Source organism: Bacillus sp. YP1, assembly GCF_000877815.1.
GTDB classification, from domain to species: domain Bacteria; phylum Bacillota; class Bacilli; order Bacillales; family Bacillaceae; genus Bacillus; species Bacillus subtilis.
The window spans coordinates 3,618,016-3,633,430 of the sequence record NZ_CP010014.1 but is presented as its reverse complement, the minus strand read 5'-3'; the positions used below and the strand labels follow the sequence as shown (position 1 = coordinate 3,633,430).

Annotated in this window: 12 protein-coding genes and 1 pseudogene; 8 read left to right on the top strand and 5 right to left on the bottom strand. The window is 46.6% G+C overall.

The features are described from left to right. Positions 1-28: 28 nt before the first annotated feature. Positions 29-1,486, bottom strand: a complete 1,458-nt coding sequence (locus QF06_RS17885; protein ID WP_041850351.1) for an aldehyde dehydrogenase family protein — start codon at positions 1,484-1,486, stop codon at positions 29-31. A gap of 183 nt (positions 1,487-1,669) precedes the next feature. Between QF06_RS17885 and QF06_RS17880 the strand changes: the two genes are divergently transcribed. The 3 genes and pseudogenes from QF06_RS17880 to QF06_RS21575 form a co-directional block, all read left to right on the top strand. Next, complete coding sequence (locus tag QF06_RS17880; protein WP_041850352.1) at positions 1,670-2,563, top strand: PucR family transcriptional regulator; 894 nt, start codon at positions 1,670-1,672, stop codon at positions 2,561-2,563. A 120-nt stretch (positions 2,564-2,683) separates the two neighbouring features. Continuing rightward, a complete protein-coding gene (gene msmX, locus QF06_RS17875; RefSeq protein ID WP_003242648.1) occupies positions 2,684-3,781 on the top strand; it encodes a maltodextrin ABC transporter ATP-binding protein MsmX in 1,098 nt (365 codons plus the stop codon). A 52-nt stretch (positions 3,782-3,833) separates the two neighbouring features. Further along, positions 3,834-4,117: pseudogene (locus QF06_RS21575) on the top strand (hypothetical protein); the annotation flags it as partial. Positions 4,118-4,161: 44 nt separating this feature from the next. Here QF06_RS21575 and QF06_RS17865 read toward each other — a convergent pair. Continuing rightward, positions 4,162-4,527 carry an Ig-like domain-containing protein gene (locus tag QF06_RS17865; RefSeq protein WP_038829091.1) on the bottom strand — a complete coding sequence of 122 codons (366 nt, stop codon included), beginning with the start codon at positions 4,525-4,527 and terminating at the stop codon, positions 4,162-4,164. 180 nt (positions 4,528-4,707) lie between these two features. Between QF06_RS17865 and QF06_RS17860 the strand changes: the two genes are divergently transcribed. Further along, positions 4,708-5,547, top strand: a complete 840-nt coding sequence (locus QF06_RS17860; RefSeq protein ID WP_041850354.1) for a polysaccharide deacetylase family protein — start codon at positions 4,708-4,710, stop codon at positions 5,545-5,547. A 13-nt stretch (positions 5,548-5,560) separates the two neighbouring features. Here QF06_RS17860 and QF06_RS17855 read toward each other — a convergent pair whose 3' ends face one another. The 3 genes from QF06_RS17855 to cimH form a co-directional block, all read right to left on the bottom strand. Further along, complete coding sequence (locus QF06_RS17855) at positions 5,561-5,758, bottom strand: hypothetical protein (protein WP_041850355.1); 198 nt, start codon at positions 5,756-5,758, stop codon at positions 5,561-5,563. A 57-nt stretch (positions 5,759-5,815) separates the two neighbouring features. Then, complete coding sequence (locus QF06_RS17850; RefSeq protein WP_080332552.1) at positions 5,816-7,504, bottom strand: M56 family metallopeptidase; 1,689 nt, start codon at positions 7,502-7,504, stop codon at positions 5,816-5,818. Positions 7,505-7,625: 121 nt separating this feature from the next. Further along, a complete protein-coding gene (cimH, locus tag QF06_RS17845) occupies positions 7,626-8,978 on the bottom strand; it encodes a citrate/malate transporter CimH (protein WP_041850357.1) in 1,353 nt (450 codons plus the stop codon). A gap of 553 nt (positions 8,979-9,531) precedes the next feature. Here cimH and cydA point away from each other — a divergent pair. Genes cydA through cydC form a run of 4 tightly spaced genes read left to right on the top strand, consistent with a single transcriptional unit; the run spans position 9,532 to position 15,368 of the window. Continuing rightward, complete coding sequence (gene cydA, locus QF06_RS17840) at positions 9,532-10,938, top strand: cytochrome ubiquinol oxidase subunit I (RefSeq protein ID WP_003243795.1); 1,407 nt, start codon at positions 9,532-9,534, stop codon at positions 10,936-10,938. Continuing rightward, positions 10,922-11,938: a cytochrome d ubiquinol oxidase subunit II gene (cydB, locus tag QF06_RS17835; protein WP_041850358.1), complete on the top strand. Its 1,017-nt coding sequence runs from the start codon at positions 10,922-10,924 to the stop codon at positions 11,936-11,938. The genes cydA and cydB overlap by 17 nt, the downstream gene beginning before the upstream one ends. Next, positions 11,938-13,641 carry a thiol reductant ABC exporter subunit CydD gene (gene cydD / locus QF06_RS17830; protein ID WP_041850359.1) on the top strand — a complete coding sequence of 568 codons (1,704 nt, stop codon included), beginning with the start codon at positions 11,938-11,940 and terminating at the stop codon, positions 13,639-13,641. The genes cydB and cydD overlap by 1 nt, the downstream gene beginning before the upstream one ends. Then, entirely contained in the window at positions 13,638-15,368 is a 1,731-nt protein-coding gene (cydC, locus tag QF06_RS17825; RefSeq protein ID WP_043940233.1) for a thiol reductant ABC exporter subunit CydC, read from the top strand. Before cydD ends, cydC begins: the two co-directional genes overlap by 4 nt. Positions 15,369-15,415 lie beyond the last annotated feature (47 nt).

The window sequence follows — 15,415 nt, the reverse complement described above, 5'->3', positions numbered from 1 at the left end:
TGTACTTGAAACAGAGGGATTTTTTCATTTAGAACGGATATTTGCGGTATTGCTTCTGTATCGAAATCCATTTCGTCACGGTAAATTCCTCGACGACCCACGGATTGCCGAAACGGCCGACACCGCTTGCTTTGTTGCCGCCAAAGGCAATATTCGGCGAATCATTGACGGACTGGTCGTTGACATGGGTCATGCCGCTGTCAATTTGCAGGGCGAACTTTTCGCCTTTTTCTAAATCAGAAGTGAAAACCGCAGAGCTGAGGCCGTATTCAGTATCATTTGCCATGTCAATCGCTTCCTGGTCGCTGCCAGCTTTAATAATGGTTGCGATTGGGGCAAACAGCTCCGTTTGGGCAATTTTGCTGTTGTTGTCCGCACCGACAAAGACGTACGGCGTCAGCACGTTTCCGACGCGTTTTCCTTCAACCGCAAGCTCAATGCCGTCTGCCTTTGCCTGCTCAATGATCTCTAGCGCTTTCTCGATTTGGCGCTCGTTGATCAGCGGGCCGACAACGGTTTTCGGATCGGTTTGATCGCCGTACGGAAGCTGTTTGACACGGGCGGTGAACTTTTCTACAAACTCATCGTACACATCTTGATGAACGATGATCCTGTTGATAATCATACAGATTTGTCCCTGGTGAATAAATTTTCCGAAAATCGCGGCATCCACAGCACGATCGACATCCGCATCTGAAAGAACGGCAAATGGATTGTTGCCGCCGAGTTCAAGGGCCATTCGTTTGAAGGCGCGACCGGCGATTTCACCGATGTGGCGCCCGACTGCGGTTGATCCCGTAAAGCTGATTAATCTCGGGATTGGATTGGTGAGCATGCCGTCCCCGATTTTCTTTACATCCGTCAGCATGACGTTAAGGACACCGGCAGGAAGACCGGCGTGTTCAAACGCTTTCGCAATGATGGTCCCGCCGGAAATAGCAGTTTGGATATCAGGCTTGTGAACAACACTGTTACCCAGCGCAATTGCGGGCGCAATGGATCTCATAGATAAATTCATTGGAAAATTAAATGGAGAAATCGATGAAATGACACCTAGCGGAAGGCGGTAAATCTTATTGGTTTTCCCTTCAATGTCGGATGGCACCTCTTTGACGCCGCCTAATTCACCAGTATACGTCATGGCTTCATCTAAAATCGCAATCGTTTGTTCCAGCTCGATCGTTGATTTAATAATCGTTCCGCCAGTTTCGCGGGCGATCATCATGATGATGTCATCACGGTTTTCCTGTAAATAGCCGCGCGCTTTTTGCAGGACGGCTTTTCGGTCTTCCGTTGTGCTCTTGGCCCACTCTTTTTGGGCTTTCTGTGCAATGTCAAACGCATCCTCCAGCTGTTTGCCCGTTGCCAAAGATGCTGTTGTGATCACAGACTGGTCATACGGATTCAAAATGTCCTCCGTACGTCCGCTTTCTCCCTCAGTCCATTTTCCGTTGATAAAACTTTTGTTTAACGTTTCGAAACTCATAAGATGACCCTCCTTTGGTCCTGCATGTCCTCTTCTATTTCCGCTGAAGCCAATATGTAAACGAATGAGGTTTCCCTTTCAGTTTCTCGTCTATCTATACCGGATATACTCTTTTTTAGTGGAGAACATGTGTGTTTCGCCTTATACTGAATATACAGATCCTTACATAAGAGAGGAGACTCTATGAAATCGCTGCTGGCTATTTATCCCGGTTCGATTGTGTCTGAGGAGCTTTGCATAAGGGAAGGCTGTCTATGTTTTTTTGATGAGAGCAATCAGAGATATATCTCCATTCCGAAAACAGAGATCAGTGAAAAAGAAGTATTGGTGCTGCAGTCATTTTTGACGCCTGCGGATGAGGGCAATCAACTGTCTATGAAATCACCTGAGGAAAACAAGTGGTTTTCATTCCTTTTTTCCAGAGGGGAATTGCCGGCGTATATAAAGAAACGGACGAGATTTGTTCACTTTCATTTATTCGGCAAAATAGAAAGGACGTCCTTTACGGAAGCGGTTCGCCATTTTTGGCCGGTGTCTTTTGTGATTGTGTGGATCCATGAGGACAGAGGCGTGATTGTCGAGCAGGAAAGTGAAGCGACGGCGGAGAAGGACGAACTGGAATCGCTCGCTAAGGTTCTTGAAAGTGATTTCTACTTCAGTGTCCGTTTTTACGCCGGAAGATTTTACGAGCCGGATGAGTGTCTGCGAAAACATTTCGCTCGTGAACAGGCGTATTTCCTGTTTGCTGAAAAACGGCTGCCTCAGGTGCAGAGTGTGACCTTTGAGATGATCTTTCCTTTTCTATTATTAGAAACAGAAAAAGAAAAACTGGAAACGCTGCTCTCTGAAGAAGCTGAGCTTTTATTTGGAAGTGAAGCTGAGCTAAGGAAGACCATTAAGCTGTTTATTGAAAACAACTCAAACGTCACATTAACAGCGAAAAAGCTGCATCTGCATCGCAACAGCCTGCAATATCGGATTGATAAATTTATTGAGCGGTCAGGGATAGATATCAAATCGTACAAAGGCGCGCTTCTTGCCTATTTTATCTGCCTGCAAAATGAAAGTTCAGAATAAATTGGAAATATGCACGAAAAATGGCTGGGTGATTTTATGAACGCTGCCCATTTTAGCGAGAGGGAATTGCTGTTACACTCAATATAAGAAAGCGTTTACAATAATAAAGGGGGATGTTAGATGGCTGAATTGCGGATGGAGCACATTTATAAATTTTATGATCAAAAGGAACCGGCGGTTGATGACTTTAACCTTCATATTGCCGATAAGGAATTTATCGTATTCGTCGGTCCGTCCGGCTGCGGGAAATCAACGACGCTGCGAATGGTCGCAGGACTTGAAGAAATTTCGAAAGGCGATTTTTATATTGAAGGAAAACGGGTCAATGATGTAGCGCCAAAGGACAGGGATATCGCGATGGTATTTCAAAACTACGCGCTCTATCCGCATATGACGGTCTACGATAATATCGCGTTCGGGCTCAAGCTTCGGAAAATGCCGAAGCCTGAAATCAAAAAAAGAGTAGAGGAAGCGGCTAAAATTCTCGGGCTGGAGGAATATTTGCACCGTAAACCGAAAGCGCTGTCAGGTGGACAGAGACAGCGGGTCGCGCTGGGCCGGGCAATCGTGCGGGATGCAAAGGTGTTCCTGATGGATGAGCCTTTGTCAAACCTGGACGCGAAGCTGAGGGTGCAAATGCGGGCGGAAATCATTAAGCTCCACCAGAGACTGCAGACTACAACGATTTATGTGACACATGACCAGACAGAAGCGCTGACGATGGCGACACGGATCGTAGTCATGAAAGATGGGAAAATTCAGCAGATCGGGACGCCGAAGGATGTATACGAGTTCCCTGAAAACGTCTTTGTCGGCGGGTTTATCGGATCACCAGCGATGAACTTTTTCAAAGGGAAGCTCACGGATGGCTTAATCAAAATCGGTTCTGCGGCATTAACCGTCCCGGAAGGAAAAATGAAAGTGCTGCGTGAAAAAGGCTACATCGGTAAAGAGGTCATCTTTGGCATCCGTCCTGAGGATATCCATGATGAATTGATTGTCGTCGAATCATATAAGAACTCTTCGATTAAGGCGAAAATCAATGTTGCAGAGCTGCTCGGTTCTGAAATCATGATTTATTCGCAGATCGACAACCAAGACTTTATTGCGCGGATCGACGCCCGCCTCGATATTCAATCGGGCGATGAACTGACGGTTGCATTTGATATGAATAAAGGCCATTTCTTTGACAGTGAGACAGAAGTGAGAATTCGATAAGAACAAAAAAACCGGACATGGGGACATGTCCGGTTTTTTTGTTCTCTTTAAGGTTAAAAATGGCGGGTACTTAAGAATGAAAATGCTGCTTTGGGCCGCGGTGCTCGTGATTTCAATTCTTGCCTCATGGTCAGGATTTTTCTTTCTCAACGGCGCTTCTGAAGAAGTGATACCAGCGATTGCAGCATTTGCGGGCGGGGCATCATTGCGATGATTGCTACAACGATGATGCCTGAGGCGTACAAAGACAGCAGTCCGATCACGGGTTTAATCGCCGCACTCGGCCAGGTTAACCTCGCTGGTTTGAAATCAGTTTTCTTGAGTTGTTTTTATTAAATGTATTAAAAGAGAGTGGCTTATCCACTCTCTTTTTGTTCGCATTATCGATAAACTGAAACACTTAATTGTCCATAAAGTGAACCATTTTTAAAAACAGTAAGTTTTCCCTGACCTACACTTTGGCCTGTTACGATCCCATAAGCATCTACAGTAAAAACAGCTTTGTTGTCACTATGATATGAAAATCCTGATCCCAATAAATGGCTTGGTAGTGGTTTTGCATGACCCACCTGTATGTTAAAGTCAGCTAATTTTGCTTCAATAGGAGAGAGTGATACAGGAACACTTTGACTTTCTGGAACCATTGCAGAATTCTGAGTTACTTCTTTAGCAGAAGCTTGACCTCCGATTGATAAAGCGACAGCTGAAACGGAGAGTAAGGAAACAATCGTTTTCTTCATTTTCATTTCAATTCCTCCTAATAATATTTTTTATTGCAAGTAAACTATTCGATTTACATAATTGATTAACCTTGTAAATATTTGTAAAATATTTGTGAACATTTCGAAATCACCTTTTTTAACTTGAAAATTCCAACAAAAAACCGATGAAAAAGGAGGAAGAAATAGACAGAAAGCAGGAGAACGATGAAACGATTGTTTTTAAGCATCTTTCTTTTGGGCAGCTGTTTGGCGCTTGCGGCTTGCGCTGATCAAGAGGCGAATGCAGAGCAGCCGATGCCAAAAGCGGAACAAAAGAAACCGGAAGAAAAGGCAGTACAAGTTCAGAAAAAAGAAGACGATACATCCGCATGGATCAAAACAGAGAAACCGGCAAAGCTGCCGATTTTGATGTACCACAGCATTTCTTCAGGAAACAGCCTCCGTGTGCCAAAGAAAGAATTCGAGGCGCATATGAAGTGGCTTCATGATAACGGCTATCAGACATTAACGCCGAAAGAGGCGTATCTCATGCTGACGCAGGATAAAAAACCGAGTGAGAAGTGCGTGCTGATCACATTTGATGACGGGTACACCGACAATTATCAAGATGCGTATCCGGTGCTGAAAAAGTACGGGATGAAGGCAACGATTTTTATGATCGGCAAATCGATCGGACATAAGCACCATCTGACAGAGGAACAAATGAAGGAAATGGCACAGCACGGCATATCGATTGAAAGCCATACGATTGACCACCTTGAACTGAACGGATTAACGCCTCAACAGCAGCAAAGTGAGATGGCTGATTCGAAAAAGCTGTTTGACAACATGTTTCATCAGCAAACCACCATCATCAGCTATCCGGTAGGGCGCTACAATGAGGAGACGCTGAAGGCCGCTGAAAAAACAGGCTATCAAATGGGCGTGACGACAGAACCGGGCGCGGCTTCGAGAGACCAGGGAATGTATGCCCTCCATCGTGTGCGCGTGTCCCCAGGCATGTCAGGCTCGGCTTTTGGTGCGTACATCGAATCAATGAAATAAAAAAAGGCGGCGTTTAATCGCCGCCCCCTCCGCCGCCACAGCCGGAATCGCTGAAACCTCCGTCACTGCTGCATCCATCATGGTGTGAGCTATGATCTGAATAACCGAAATACCCGCTGTCCGCCTGCTGGCGGCTTTTATTATCCGATGACTGCGGCTGAATGACTGAAAGAAAAACAATAATAGCTATTATCAATAAGATCACTATCACTTCTGGTCACTCCCTTTTTTCACCATATCTGTTATACGGATGAAACGCTGACCGGTTTCATTTCAAAGTGATTGATTCTTTCAGGCGGTCTCTGAGCCAGCGCTTTAGCACCCCACGTCCTTTGTTTGACAATAAAGTGCCGACACGCCAATACATAGGGGGATGAGGAGCGAACTGAAAATCAATCAATCTGAAAAACCAGCTTTTATCACGGGTGAGAGAGTCAATTTGAAGCTCGTCTTCACCTGCTTCAGAGCTGTAGGCACTTTGTTTCTGTATGTCCTCATCCTGCCGAACCGCCAAGATTTTCAAGGCTTCAGCCATTTGTTTGTAACCGCCCTCCAGCAATGATGCGCCAAGATTGTCAGCACGCACCTCCATCCATTGTGAACAAAAGGATTGATAGAGCTGGAACAGGATAATGATTGCCATAATGAAAGCCCAAAGCGCAATTTTGTGGGCCTCGGGATGGGTGATATGCTGCTCAAACAAGAGGAAAATCCCAACGACAGCTCCAAGATATAGAAAACGCAAAAGCTGTGATGACAGAACGTCACGTTTTTTGATATGAATCGCCTCATGGGCCAGAATGCCTTCAATGACACGCTGTGGAAGTGTTAGTGTGGCGCTTGTCAGGATGACCATTGACCTCCCGACATTCATGCCTGCTGCCATTCCGTTGTAATCATCACTCTCCGTTTCGTATATGCGGACATGGGAAATGCCGGCCGATCGGAAAATCTTATCGGCCGCTGCCTGTACATGCGGATGATGACAAGGCTTGGCGTCCATCGCCGCCCGCAACACACGGTCTGACATATACATGTTGAATACCCAATACAGGATTACGGCAACAGCCATGACCCATGGAGAGGCGTGTAATGCGTATAACGCGAGCACCAATAAGGCGTAAGCGGATACCCCTCTTACGCTGGCGGCAAAATAAAGCTTACCGAGCAGCCGCTTCACATTTTTTCTATGATAAAACGGCAAAACAGAAATTACATTGTCCACATCGTTTTCTGCATCTGTGTACTCCTGGAGAATTGTTTTCCATTTTTGCGGTTCCTTCACCGTCAAAAACAGTGTTTCGCCGGGAAGAGACAGTTTAATGACTTGCTGAAAGCTTGTTGTTAAATCTAGACGTGATGAATACATCGTCAGAAGCGGATGGAGCTTTAAGAGATCAGCCGTTGATTCAAGCTGAATGTCCTTCAAATCGGAAAGCGGGTATGTACGGGTTTCATAGTGTGAGCTGATATGCAATTTTTCTAAGGCTGCTGAATAAAAAACCTTTACGCTGAAAACATTCAGTATACGCTTCACCAGTGCCCCTCCGCCGGAGATCATGCCGAGAAGGATCACATATTTGAGAGGGCTTGTGTCAGGTCCATAGATGAAAAAAATAACAGCCCCTGCAAACACAATGGCGGTCAGCGTAATGTCTGACAGGAGACGTGTTTTGTTTCTGGCCAGCTCGATTTCCTGCCAGTCTCCCGAAGGTTTTTCCGCACGCTCTGAAACAATGAGATCCATTGCGGTCCAATAGCAGAAGAACATTGTCGCCATCGAGACTATGCCGTCCATGAATGAGAGATGAGAGAAGATGTAAACCGCAGCGCCGACCCAAAGAACAATATCAATCCAGAAGTCTACGGCCGGAATGAATTTTGCTGCCAGGGCTGATATCAAATAAAATCCCAGCCCGAGAAGCATAAAGAGAAATAGATGAGTTCCCATAGGCATGCCATATTCCTTTCTATCTAGTATTTCCAACTATTACTATAGCATGAGGCGGGAACTTGCAAAAATATGGACATGCAAAAAAGCAAGCTCTTTCGTTTGACGAAGAACTTGCTTGCGGGGATCAATAAAACTGGTGCAGCAGCAATAAGGTTAAGGATACTGTAATCGCGCCCCCGATGCGGGTAGACACTTGGGCGAAAGGCATTAGCTCAAGCCTTTCAGCGGCGCTTAAAATGGCAACGTCACCCGTGCCGCCTTGCCCAGAATGACACGCATTGATTATGGCGGTTTCAATCGGATACATGTTCAGCCATTTTCCAGTGAAGAAGCCAACGGCCATCATGGTCACAACGACAGACAGAATCGTGATAATATTGCTGAGGTTAAAAGCGGCGACAAGCTTGTCCCACGGAGTCATGGATACCCCAATCGCAAAGAGAAGCGGGTAGGTCACAGCTGTTGAAAAGAAGCGGGACACTCCAAACGCGCCATTTTCAATTGAGGCAGGCACCAATCTGAACAGCTTTATTAGAACAGCCAGTAACAGCATGGCAACGGGTGCCGGAAAACCGAAAAAATCGTGAGCGAGCATGCCGACTAAGTATAAAGAAACAGCAAGGATACCGCCTGACGCAAATAAAGAAAGGTTGAACATTTGCTGTCCGCTTTGAGATTCCTCCAGCGCAGGGGACTCTTCTTCGGAACGGTCCACTTTGCCGTTGCCTGTCCATTCCGGTTTTTTCTTTCCGATGCGGTTCAGCAATCCCGCTAGAATAATCGCGCACAAGCTGCCCAGCATAATCGATGGCAGAACAAGTGCAAACGCTTCCCCTTGAGAAATGGGCATGATGTCAGAATATCCGATGGACAGCGGGATAGCGCCTTCTCCGACTCCTCCAGCCATAATCGGAATGACAATGTACAGCAGGGTATGCTGAAATCCGAGTCCGAGCAATGTCCCGACAGCCAGTCCGACAATAGCGGCTGTGACAGAACCGACAATAAGCGGAATAAAAATTTTCATGAATGCTTTTACGAGTGTTTCTCTTTTCATGCCGAGAATGCTTCCGACGACAATACCGGCGATAAACAAATATAGAAAGTTTGAGTTTTCTGTAAATTCTGTGGTGGATTTGACGATATCATTAGGCAGCAGGTGATAGTACACGACAGCGGACGGAATAAAAGTAGCTAGGATGGCCGGGCCGCCAATAGAACGCACAATCGGTATCGATTTGCCGACTTGGGCAAAGGTAAACCCGAAAAACGCCATGACGGCAATGGATGTCAAAATGTCACTTTTTACATCGTGATGCATAACAAAAACAGTGATTAATATAAACAGCAAGGCATACACAGGAAGCGGTATGATGCCTACTTTTATATTCATGGCTTTCGCAAACCAATTCTCTTTTCGAACCCCTTCGTGAATTGTATCCGTTTGCAATTGCATTTGTGTTTGAAGCTCTCCCATTGAAAAACCTCCCCTATTCTTGATGCAGTGAAATTGTTCACTATGTTAAGTATACTAAAAAATTGAAATTATTAATATATTAAAAATTTACTATTCAACTTTTCTCCACTTGCCGGTTCAAATGAAAAGAGGCATCCTGCCTAAAATCTGTTTATGACGGAGTGCTGAGAAACGAGTGCTGGTGCAGGGCAAGCATTTTGTTCGCAAGGAACGATGTGTTGATGTACGATAATAAAGGGTCATTTATCCTAGCAGCCGACATAAATAAGCAACAAAATAGACAAAAATCCGTCACATTGGGCGGGACTTTTTAGGTATTTTAGGCTTTATTTTTGAAATGAATCGTTGTAAAGTACTTAATATGAACCAGTCAGAGATTGTGTCATTTGGTCAGTCTGGCAATCTTGCATCATATTGGATGACTTTTTGACACATTTGTGAAATATTGAGCAATATTTTTTTCGTCTATTTTGTGAATTACTGATCAAAGTCTCGGTTCTATTTGTGAAGTAGTGAGCAAATTACAGTTTTAACCGGAAATGGAGGAGAAAGCATGAGTGAATTGGTATTAGCCCGCATACAATTTGCATCAACAACGTTGTTTCACTTCTTGTTTGTGCCGATGTCTATCGGGCTTGTGTTTATGGTTGCGTTGATGGAGACTCTTTATCTTGTAAAGAAAAATGAGCTGTATCTCAAAATGGCAAAGTTTTGGGGACACTTATTCTTAATAAATTTCGCAGTCGGTGTTGTAACAGGGATTTTGCAAGAATTCCAGTTTGGACTGAACTGGTCTGATTACTCCCGTTTTGTCGGAGATGTATTTGGCGCGCCGCTTGCGATTGAAGCATTATTGGCGTTTTTCATGGAGTCTATTTTTATCGGATTATGGATTTTTGGCTGGGACCGCCTGCCGAAGAAAATTCACGCTCTCTGCATATGGCTCGTATCATTCGGAACGATCATGTCATCTTTCTGGATTTTAACAGCAAACTCCTTTATGCAGGAGCCAGTCGGCTTTACGATCAAAAACGGCCGTGCGGAAATGAATGATTTTGGCGCGTTGATTACAAACCCTCAGCTTTGGGTTGAATTCCCGCACGTCATTTTCGGTGCGCTTGCCACTGGAGCTTTCTTTATTGCCGGAGTGAGTGCTTTTAAACTGCTGAAGAAAAAAGAAGTGCCGTTCTTTAAGCAATCTTTTAAACTCGCAATGATCGTCGGCCTTTGTGCCGGTCTTGGCGTCGGCCTTAGCGGACACATGCAGGCTGAGCACTTGATGGAATCACAGCCGATGAAAATGGCTGCCAGTGAAGGCCTATGGGAAGACAGCGGTGACCCTGCTGCTTGGACCGCTTTTGCGACGATCGATACAAAAAATGAAAAAAGCTCAAATGAAATCAAAGTTCCTTATGCCTTGAGCTACTTGGCTTATCAGAAATTCAGCGGAAGTGTCAAAGGGATGAAAACCCTTCAGGCTGAGTACGAAAAAATATACGGAAAAGGCGACTACATTCCGCCAGTGAAAACGACATTCTGGAGCTTCCGTATCATGGTTGGCGCAGGCGTTGTCATGATCCTTGCTGCATTAGGCGGCCTCTGGTTAAACCGCCGCAAAAAGCTAGAAAACAGCAAATGGTATTTGCGCATCATGATTGCTTTGATTTCCTTCCCGTTTCTTGCGAACTCCGCGGGCTGGATTATGACAGAAATCGGACGTCAGCCTTGGACGGTTATGGGTTTAATGACAACGGCTCAATCCGTGTCGCCTAACGTAACAGCGGGTTCCTTGTTATTCTCAATCATCGCATTCGGTGTGATGTACATGATTCTGGGCGCGCTGCTTGTCTTCTTGTTTATCCGTGAGATTAAAAAAGGTGCGGAGCATGATAATCATCATGATGTGCCTGTATCAACAGATCCATTTAGTCAGGAGGTATACCATGGCATCTCTTCATGATCTTTGGTTTATACTCGTTGCTGTATTGTTTGTAGGATTCTTCTTTTTGGAAGGCTTTGATTTCGGGGTCGGCATGGCGACCCGTTTTCTTGGCCATAATGAATTAGAACGCAGAGTGCTGATCAACACGATCGGGCCGTTCTGGGACGCGAATGAAGTCTGGCTTTTGACTGGCGCAGGCGCCATTTTCGCGGCATTCCCAAACTGGTATGCAACGATGCTGAGCGGTTATTACATTCCGTTTGTCATAGTGCTGCTTGCGTTAATGGGCCGCGGGGTCGCGTTTGAGTTCCGCGGCAAGGTGGATCATTTAAAATGGGTAAAGGTTTGGGACTGGGTCGTTTTCTTCGGCAGTCTGATTCCTCCGTTTGTGCTTGGTGTGCTGTTCACGACATTATTCCGCGGGATGCCGATTGATGCCGACATGAACATTCACGCACATGTATCTGATTATATCAATGTATATTCTATACTTGGCGGTGTGACGGTAACACTTCTTTGCTTCCAGCATGGATTAATGTTTATCACGCTGCGTACGATTGGTGATTTGCAAAACCGCGCCCGGAAAATGGCGCAAAAGATAATGGGTGTTGTTTTTGTAGCGGTTCTTGCCTTCGCGGCCCTTTCTGCGTATCAGACAGACATGTTTACACGCCGCGGCGAGATTACCATTCCGCTCGCTGTTTTGATTGTCATCTGCTTTATGCTCGCGGCTGTATTTATTCGCAAGAAAAAAGACGGCTGGACATTTGGGATGACAGGCGCTGGTCTGGCGCTGACCGTGGGAATGATCTTTATTTCCCTATTCCCCCGCGTAATGGTCAGCTCGCTTCATAGCACATACGATTTAACAGTAGCTAACGCTTCTTCCGGAGATTATTCGCTTAAAGTCATGTCAATTGCAGCATTAACGCTACTGCCGTTCGTCATCGGCAGCCAGATCTGGAGCTATTATGTCTTCCGGAAGCGCGTCAGCCATAAGGAGCCTATGACTTATTAATGGGAAAAGACCTGTTTCGATATAAAGGAATGAAGCGGATTCTCACCGTGATTACTTGTTTAACGCTGATTCAGACAGCTGCCATTATTATGCAGGCAGAGTGGCTGAGTGAGGCCGTAACCGGACTGTTCAACGGGAAGGGCATTACCTCTCTTTTTCCGGTGATCAGCTTTTTCCTCATCGCTTTTATCGCCCGGCACGGGGTGACGGTGGCGCGACAGAAAATCGTCTATCAATACGCCGCTCGGACAGGAGCAGATTTGAGGAGAAGTTTTCTTGATCAGCTGTTCCGATTAGGCCCCCGCTTTGCAAAGAAAGAGGGGACGGGGCAAATGGTGACGCTGGCGATGGAAGGCATCAGCCAGTTCCGCCGCTACCTGGAGCTGTTTCTGCCGAAAATGGTCAGCATGGCGATTGTGCCTGCGGCGGTTGTCATTTATGTGTTTTTTCAGGATCGCACATCAGCCATCATTTTAGTGGCGGCTATGCCGATTCTGATCATCTTTATGATTCTCCTCGGCCTTGTCGCGCAGAGAAAAGCGGATCGTCAGTGGAAATCCTATCAGAGACTTTCCAATCATTTTGTTGATTCTCTTCGCGGGCTGGAGACATTGCGTTTCCTAGGTTTGAGCAAGTCACACAGCAAAAATATTTTCTATGTGAGTGAGCGGTATCGCAAGGCAACGATGAGCACACTCCGGGTGGCGTTTTTGTCATCATTCGCCCTCGATTTTTTCACGATGCTGTCGGTGGCGACAGTCGCAGTATTTCTGGGCCTGCGCCTTATTGACGGCGATATTTTGCTTGGCCCCGCTTTAACGGCGCTTATTCTGGCGCCTGAGTATTTTTTGCCGGTGCGGGAAGTGGGGAATGATTATCATGCAACGCTGAACGGCCAGGAAGCAGGAAAAACCATTCAAGAGATTTTGTCGCAGCCAGGTTTTAAAGAAGAGACGCCGCTTCAGCTCGAGGATTGGTCCGATCAGGATGAGCTGAAGCTGTCAGGCGTGTCAGTCGGCCGTTCGGTGTCTGATATTCATCTCTCATTTAAGGGCAAGAAAAAAATCGGCATTATCGGTGCAAGCGGCGCCGGAAAATCAACATTAATTGATATTCTCGGCGGATTTTTGGAGCCGGATGGCGGGATGATTGAGGTTAATGGTACAAGCCGGTCCCATTTGCAGGACGGCAGCTGGCAGAAGAACCTTCTGTACATCCCCCAGCATCCGTACATTTTTGATGATACGCTTGGGAACAACATTCGCTTCTACCACCCAAGCGCTTCGGCAGAGGATACAGCCCGTGCTGCTGCGGCGGCGGGACTGGCGGAGCTGGTGGATAGCCTTCCTGAAGGATTAGAGGGGCGGATCGGGGAAGGCGGCCGGGCGCTCAGCGGCGGCCAGGCACAGCGTGTCGCGCTGGCCCGCGCCTTTTTGGGAAACCGTCCGATCCTGCTGCTGGATGAGCCGACCGCCCATCTTGATATCGAAACAGAATATGAAATAAAAGAAACGATGCTGGATTTATTTGAGGATAAGCTTGTCTTTCTCGCGACTCACCGCCTTCACTGGATGCTCGATATGGACGAAATTATCGTGCTGGACGGGGGCAGGGTTGCGGAAATCGGGACTCACAATGAACTGCTGGAGAAAAACGGTGTGTATACCAAACTCGTGAAGGCACAACTGGGGGAAAGAGCATGAAGAAAGAAGAATGGATTTTGCCGTATATCAAGCAAAATGCCCGCCTGTTTGTTCTGGTTATCTTTTTGGGCGCGGTGACGATTTTTTCTGCTGCTTTTCTCATGTTCACCTCAGGGTTTTTGATTTCTAAAGCGGCGACAAGGCCGGAAAATATTCTGCTCATTTATGTGCCTATTGTCGCTGTGCGCACCTTTGGGATTGCGCGCTCTGTGTCGCGATATGTGGAACGGCTCGTCGGGCATCACATCATTTTGAAAATCGTATCCGACATGCGCGTCCGCCTTTACAATATGCTTGAGCCGGGTGCTTTGATGCTGCGTTCCCGTTTTCGCACGGGGGATATGCTCGGCATTTTGTCTGAGGATATTGAGCATTTGCAGGATGCTTTCTTAAAAACGATTTTTCCTGCGATCTCAGCCTTGTTCCTGTATGCTGTGTCAGTGATAGCGCTTGGCTTCTTCTCTTGGCCGTTTGCCATATTGCTTGTTGCGCTTTATTTGTTTGTTCTTGTTGTATTGTTTCCGGTTGTGTCTTTGCTCGTGACGAGAGCGAAGAATGCGAAGCTGAAAAGCGGGCGGAATGTGCTGTACAGCCGTCTGACAGATGCAGTGATGGGTGTCAGCGACTGGATGTTCAGCGGACGCCGGCATGCGTTTATTGATGCCTATGAAAAAGAAGAACATGATTGGTTTGAGCTTGAACGGAAAAAGCAACGCTATACGAGATGGCGGGACTTTGCCGCGCAATGCCTTGTCGCCGGCCTTATTTTGCTGATGCTGTTTTGGACGGCAGGACAGCAAGCAGACGGCGAGCTTGCTAAAACAATGATTGCCGCTTTTGTGCTAGTGGTGTTTCCGTTGACGGAAGCCTTTTTGCCGCTTTCGGATGCCTTAGGCGAAGTGCCGGGCTATCAGGATTCTATCAGACGCATGAACAAGGTGGCTCCTCAGCCGGAGGCGTCACAAACAGAATCAGGGGCTCAAATGCTCGATCTTCAAGATGTCACCTTGGCCTTTCGTGATGTGACGTTTTCTTATGATAACAGCAGCCAAGTGCTTGACAACTTTTCCTTTACGCTGCGCCAAGGAGAAAAAATGGCGCTGCTCGGCCGAAGCGGCTCTGGGAAATCAACATCGCTTGCATTAATCGAGGGCGCCTTGAAACCGGACTCCGGTTCTGTTACGTTAAACGGAGTGGAGACAGCGCTGTTAAAGGATCAGATTGCGGATGCGGTGGCCGTGTTAAATCAAAAACCGCACCTGTTTGATACAAGTATTTTGAACAACATCAGGCTCGGAAACGGAGAAGCAAGCGACGAGGATGTGCGCCGCGCCGCAAAGCAGGTCAAGCTGCATGACTACATTGAGTCATTGCCTGACGGATATCATACCTCTGTACAGGAAACGGGCATCCGTTTTTCCGGTGGAGAGCGCCAGCGGATCGCGCTTGCGAGGATTTTACTGCAGGATACACCGATCATCATCCTCGATGAGCCAACAGTCGGCCTCGATCCTATTACCGAACGTGAATTGATGGAAACGGTGTTTGAGGTGCTGAAAGGAAAAACGATTTTATGGATTACCCACCATCTCGCGGGAGTGGAAGCGGCTGATAAAATCGTATTTCTCGAAAACGGCAAAACAGAAATGGAAGGAACCCATGAGGAGCTGCTGGCGGCAAACGAACGATATCGCCGTCTATATCACCTTGATGTTCCTGTAAAATAGAAGACAGCCCTAAAAGGCTGTCTTTTTTGTTTGAAAAAGAAAAGGGA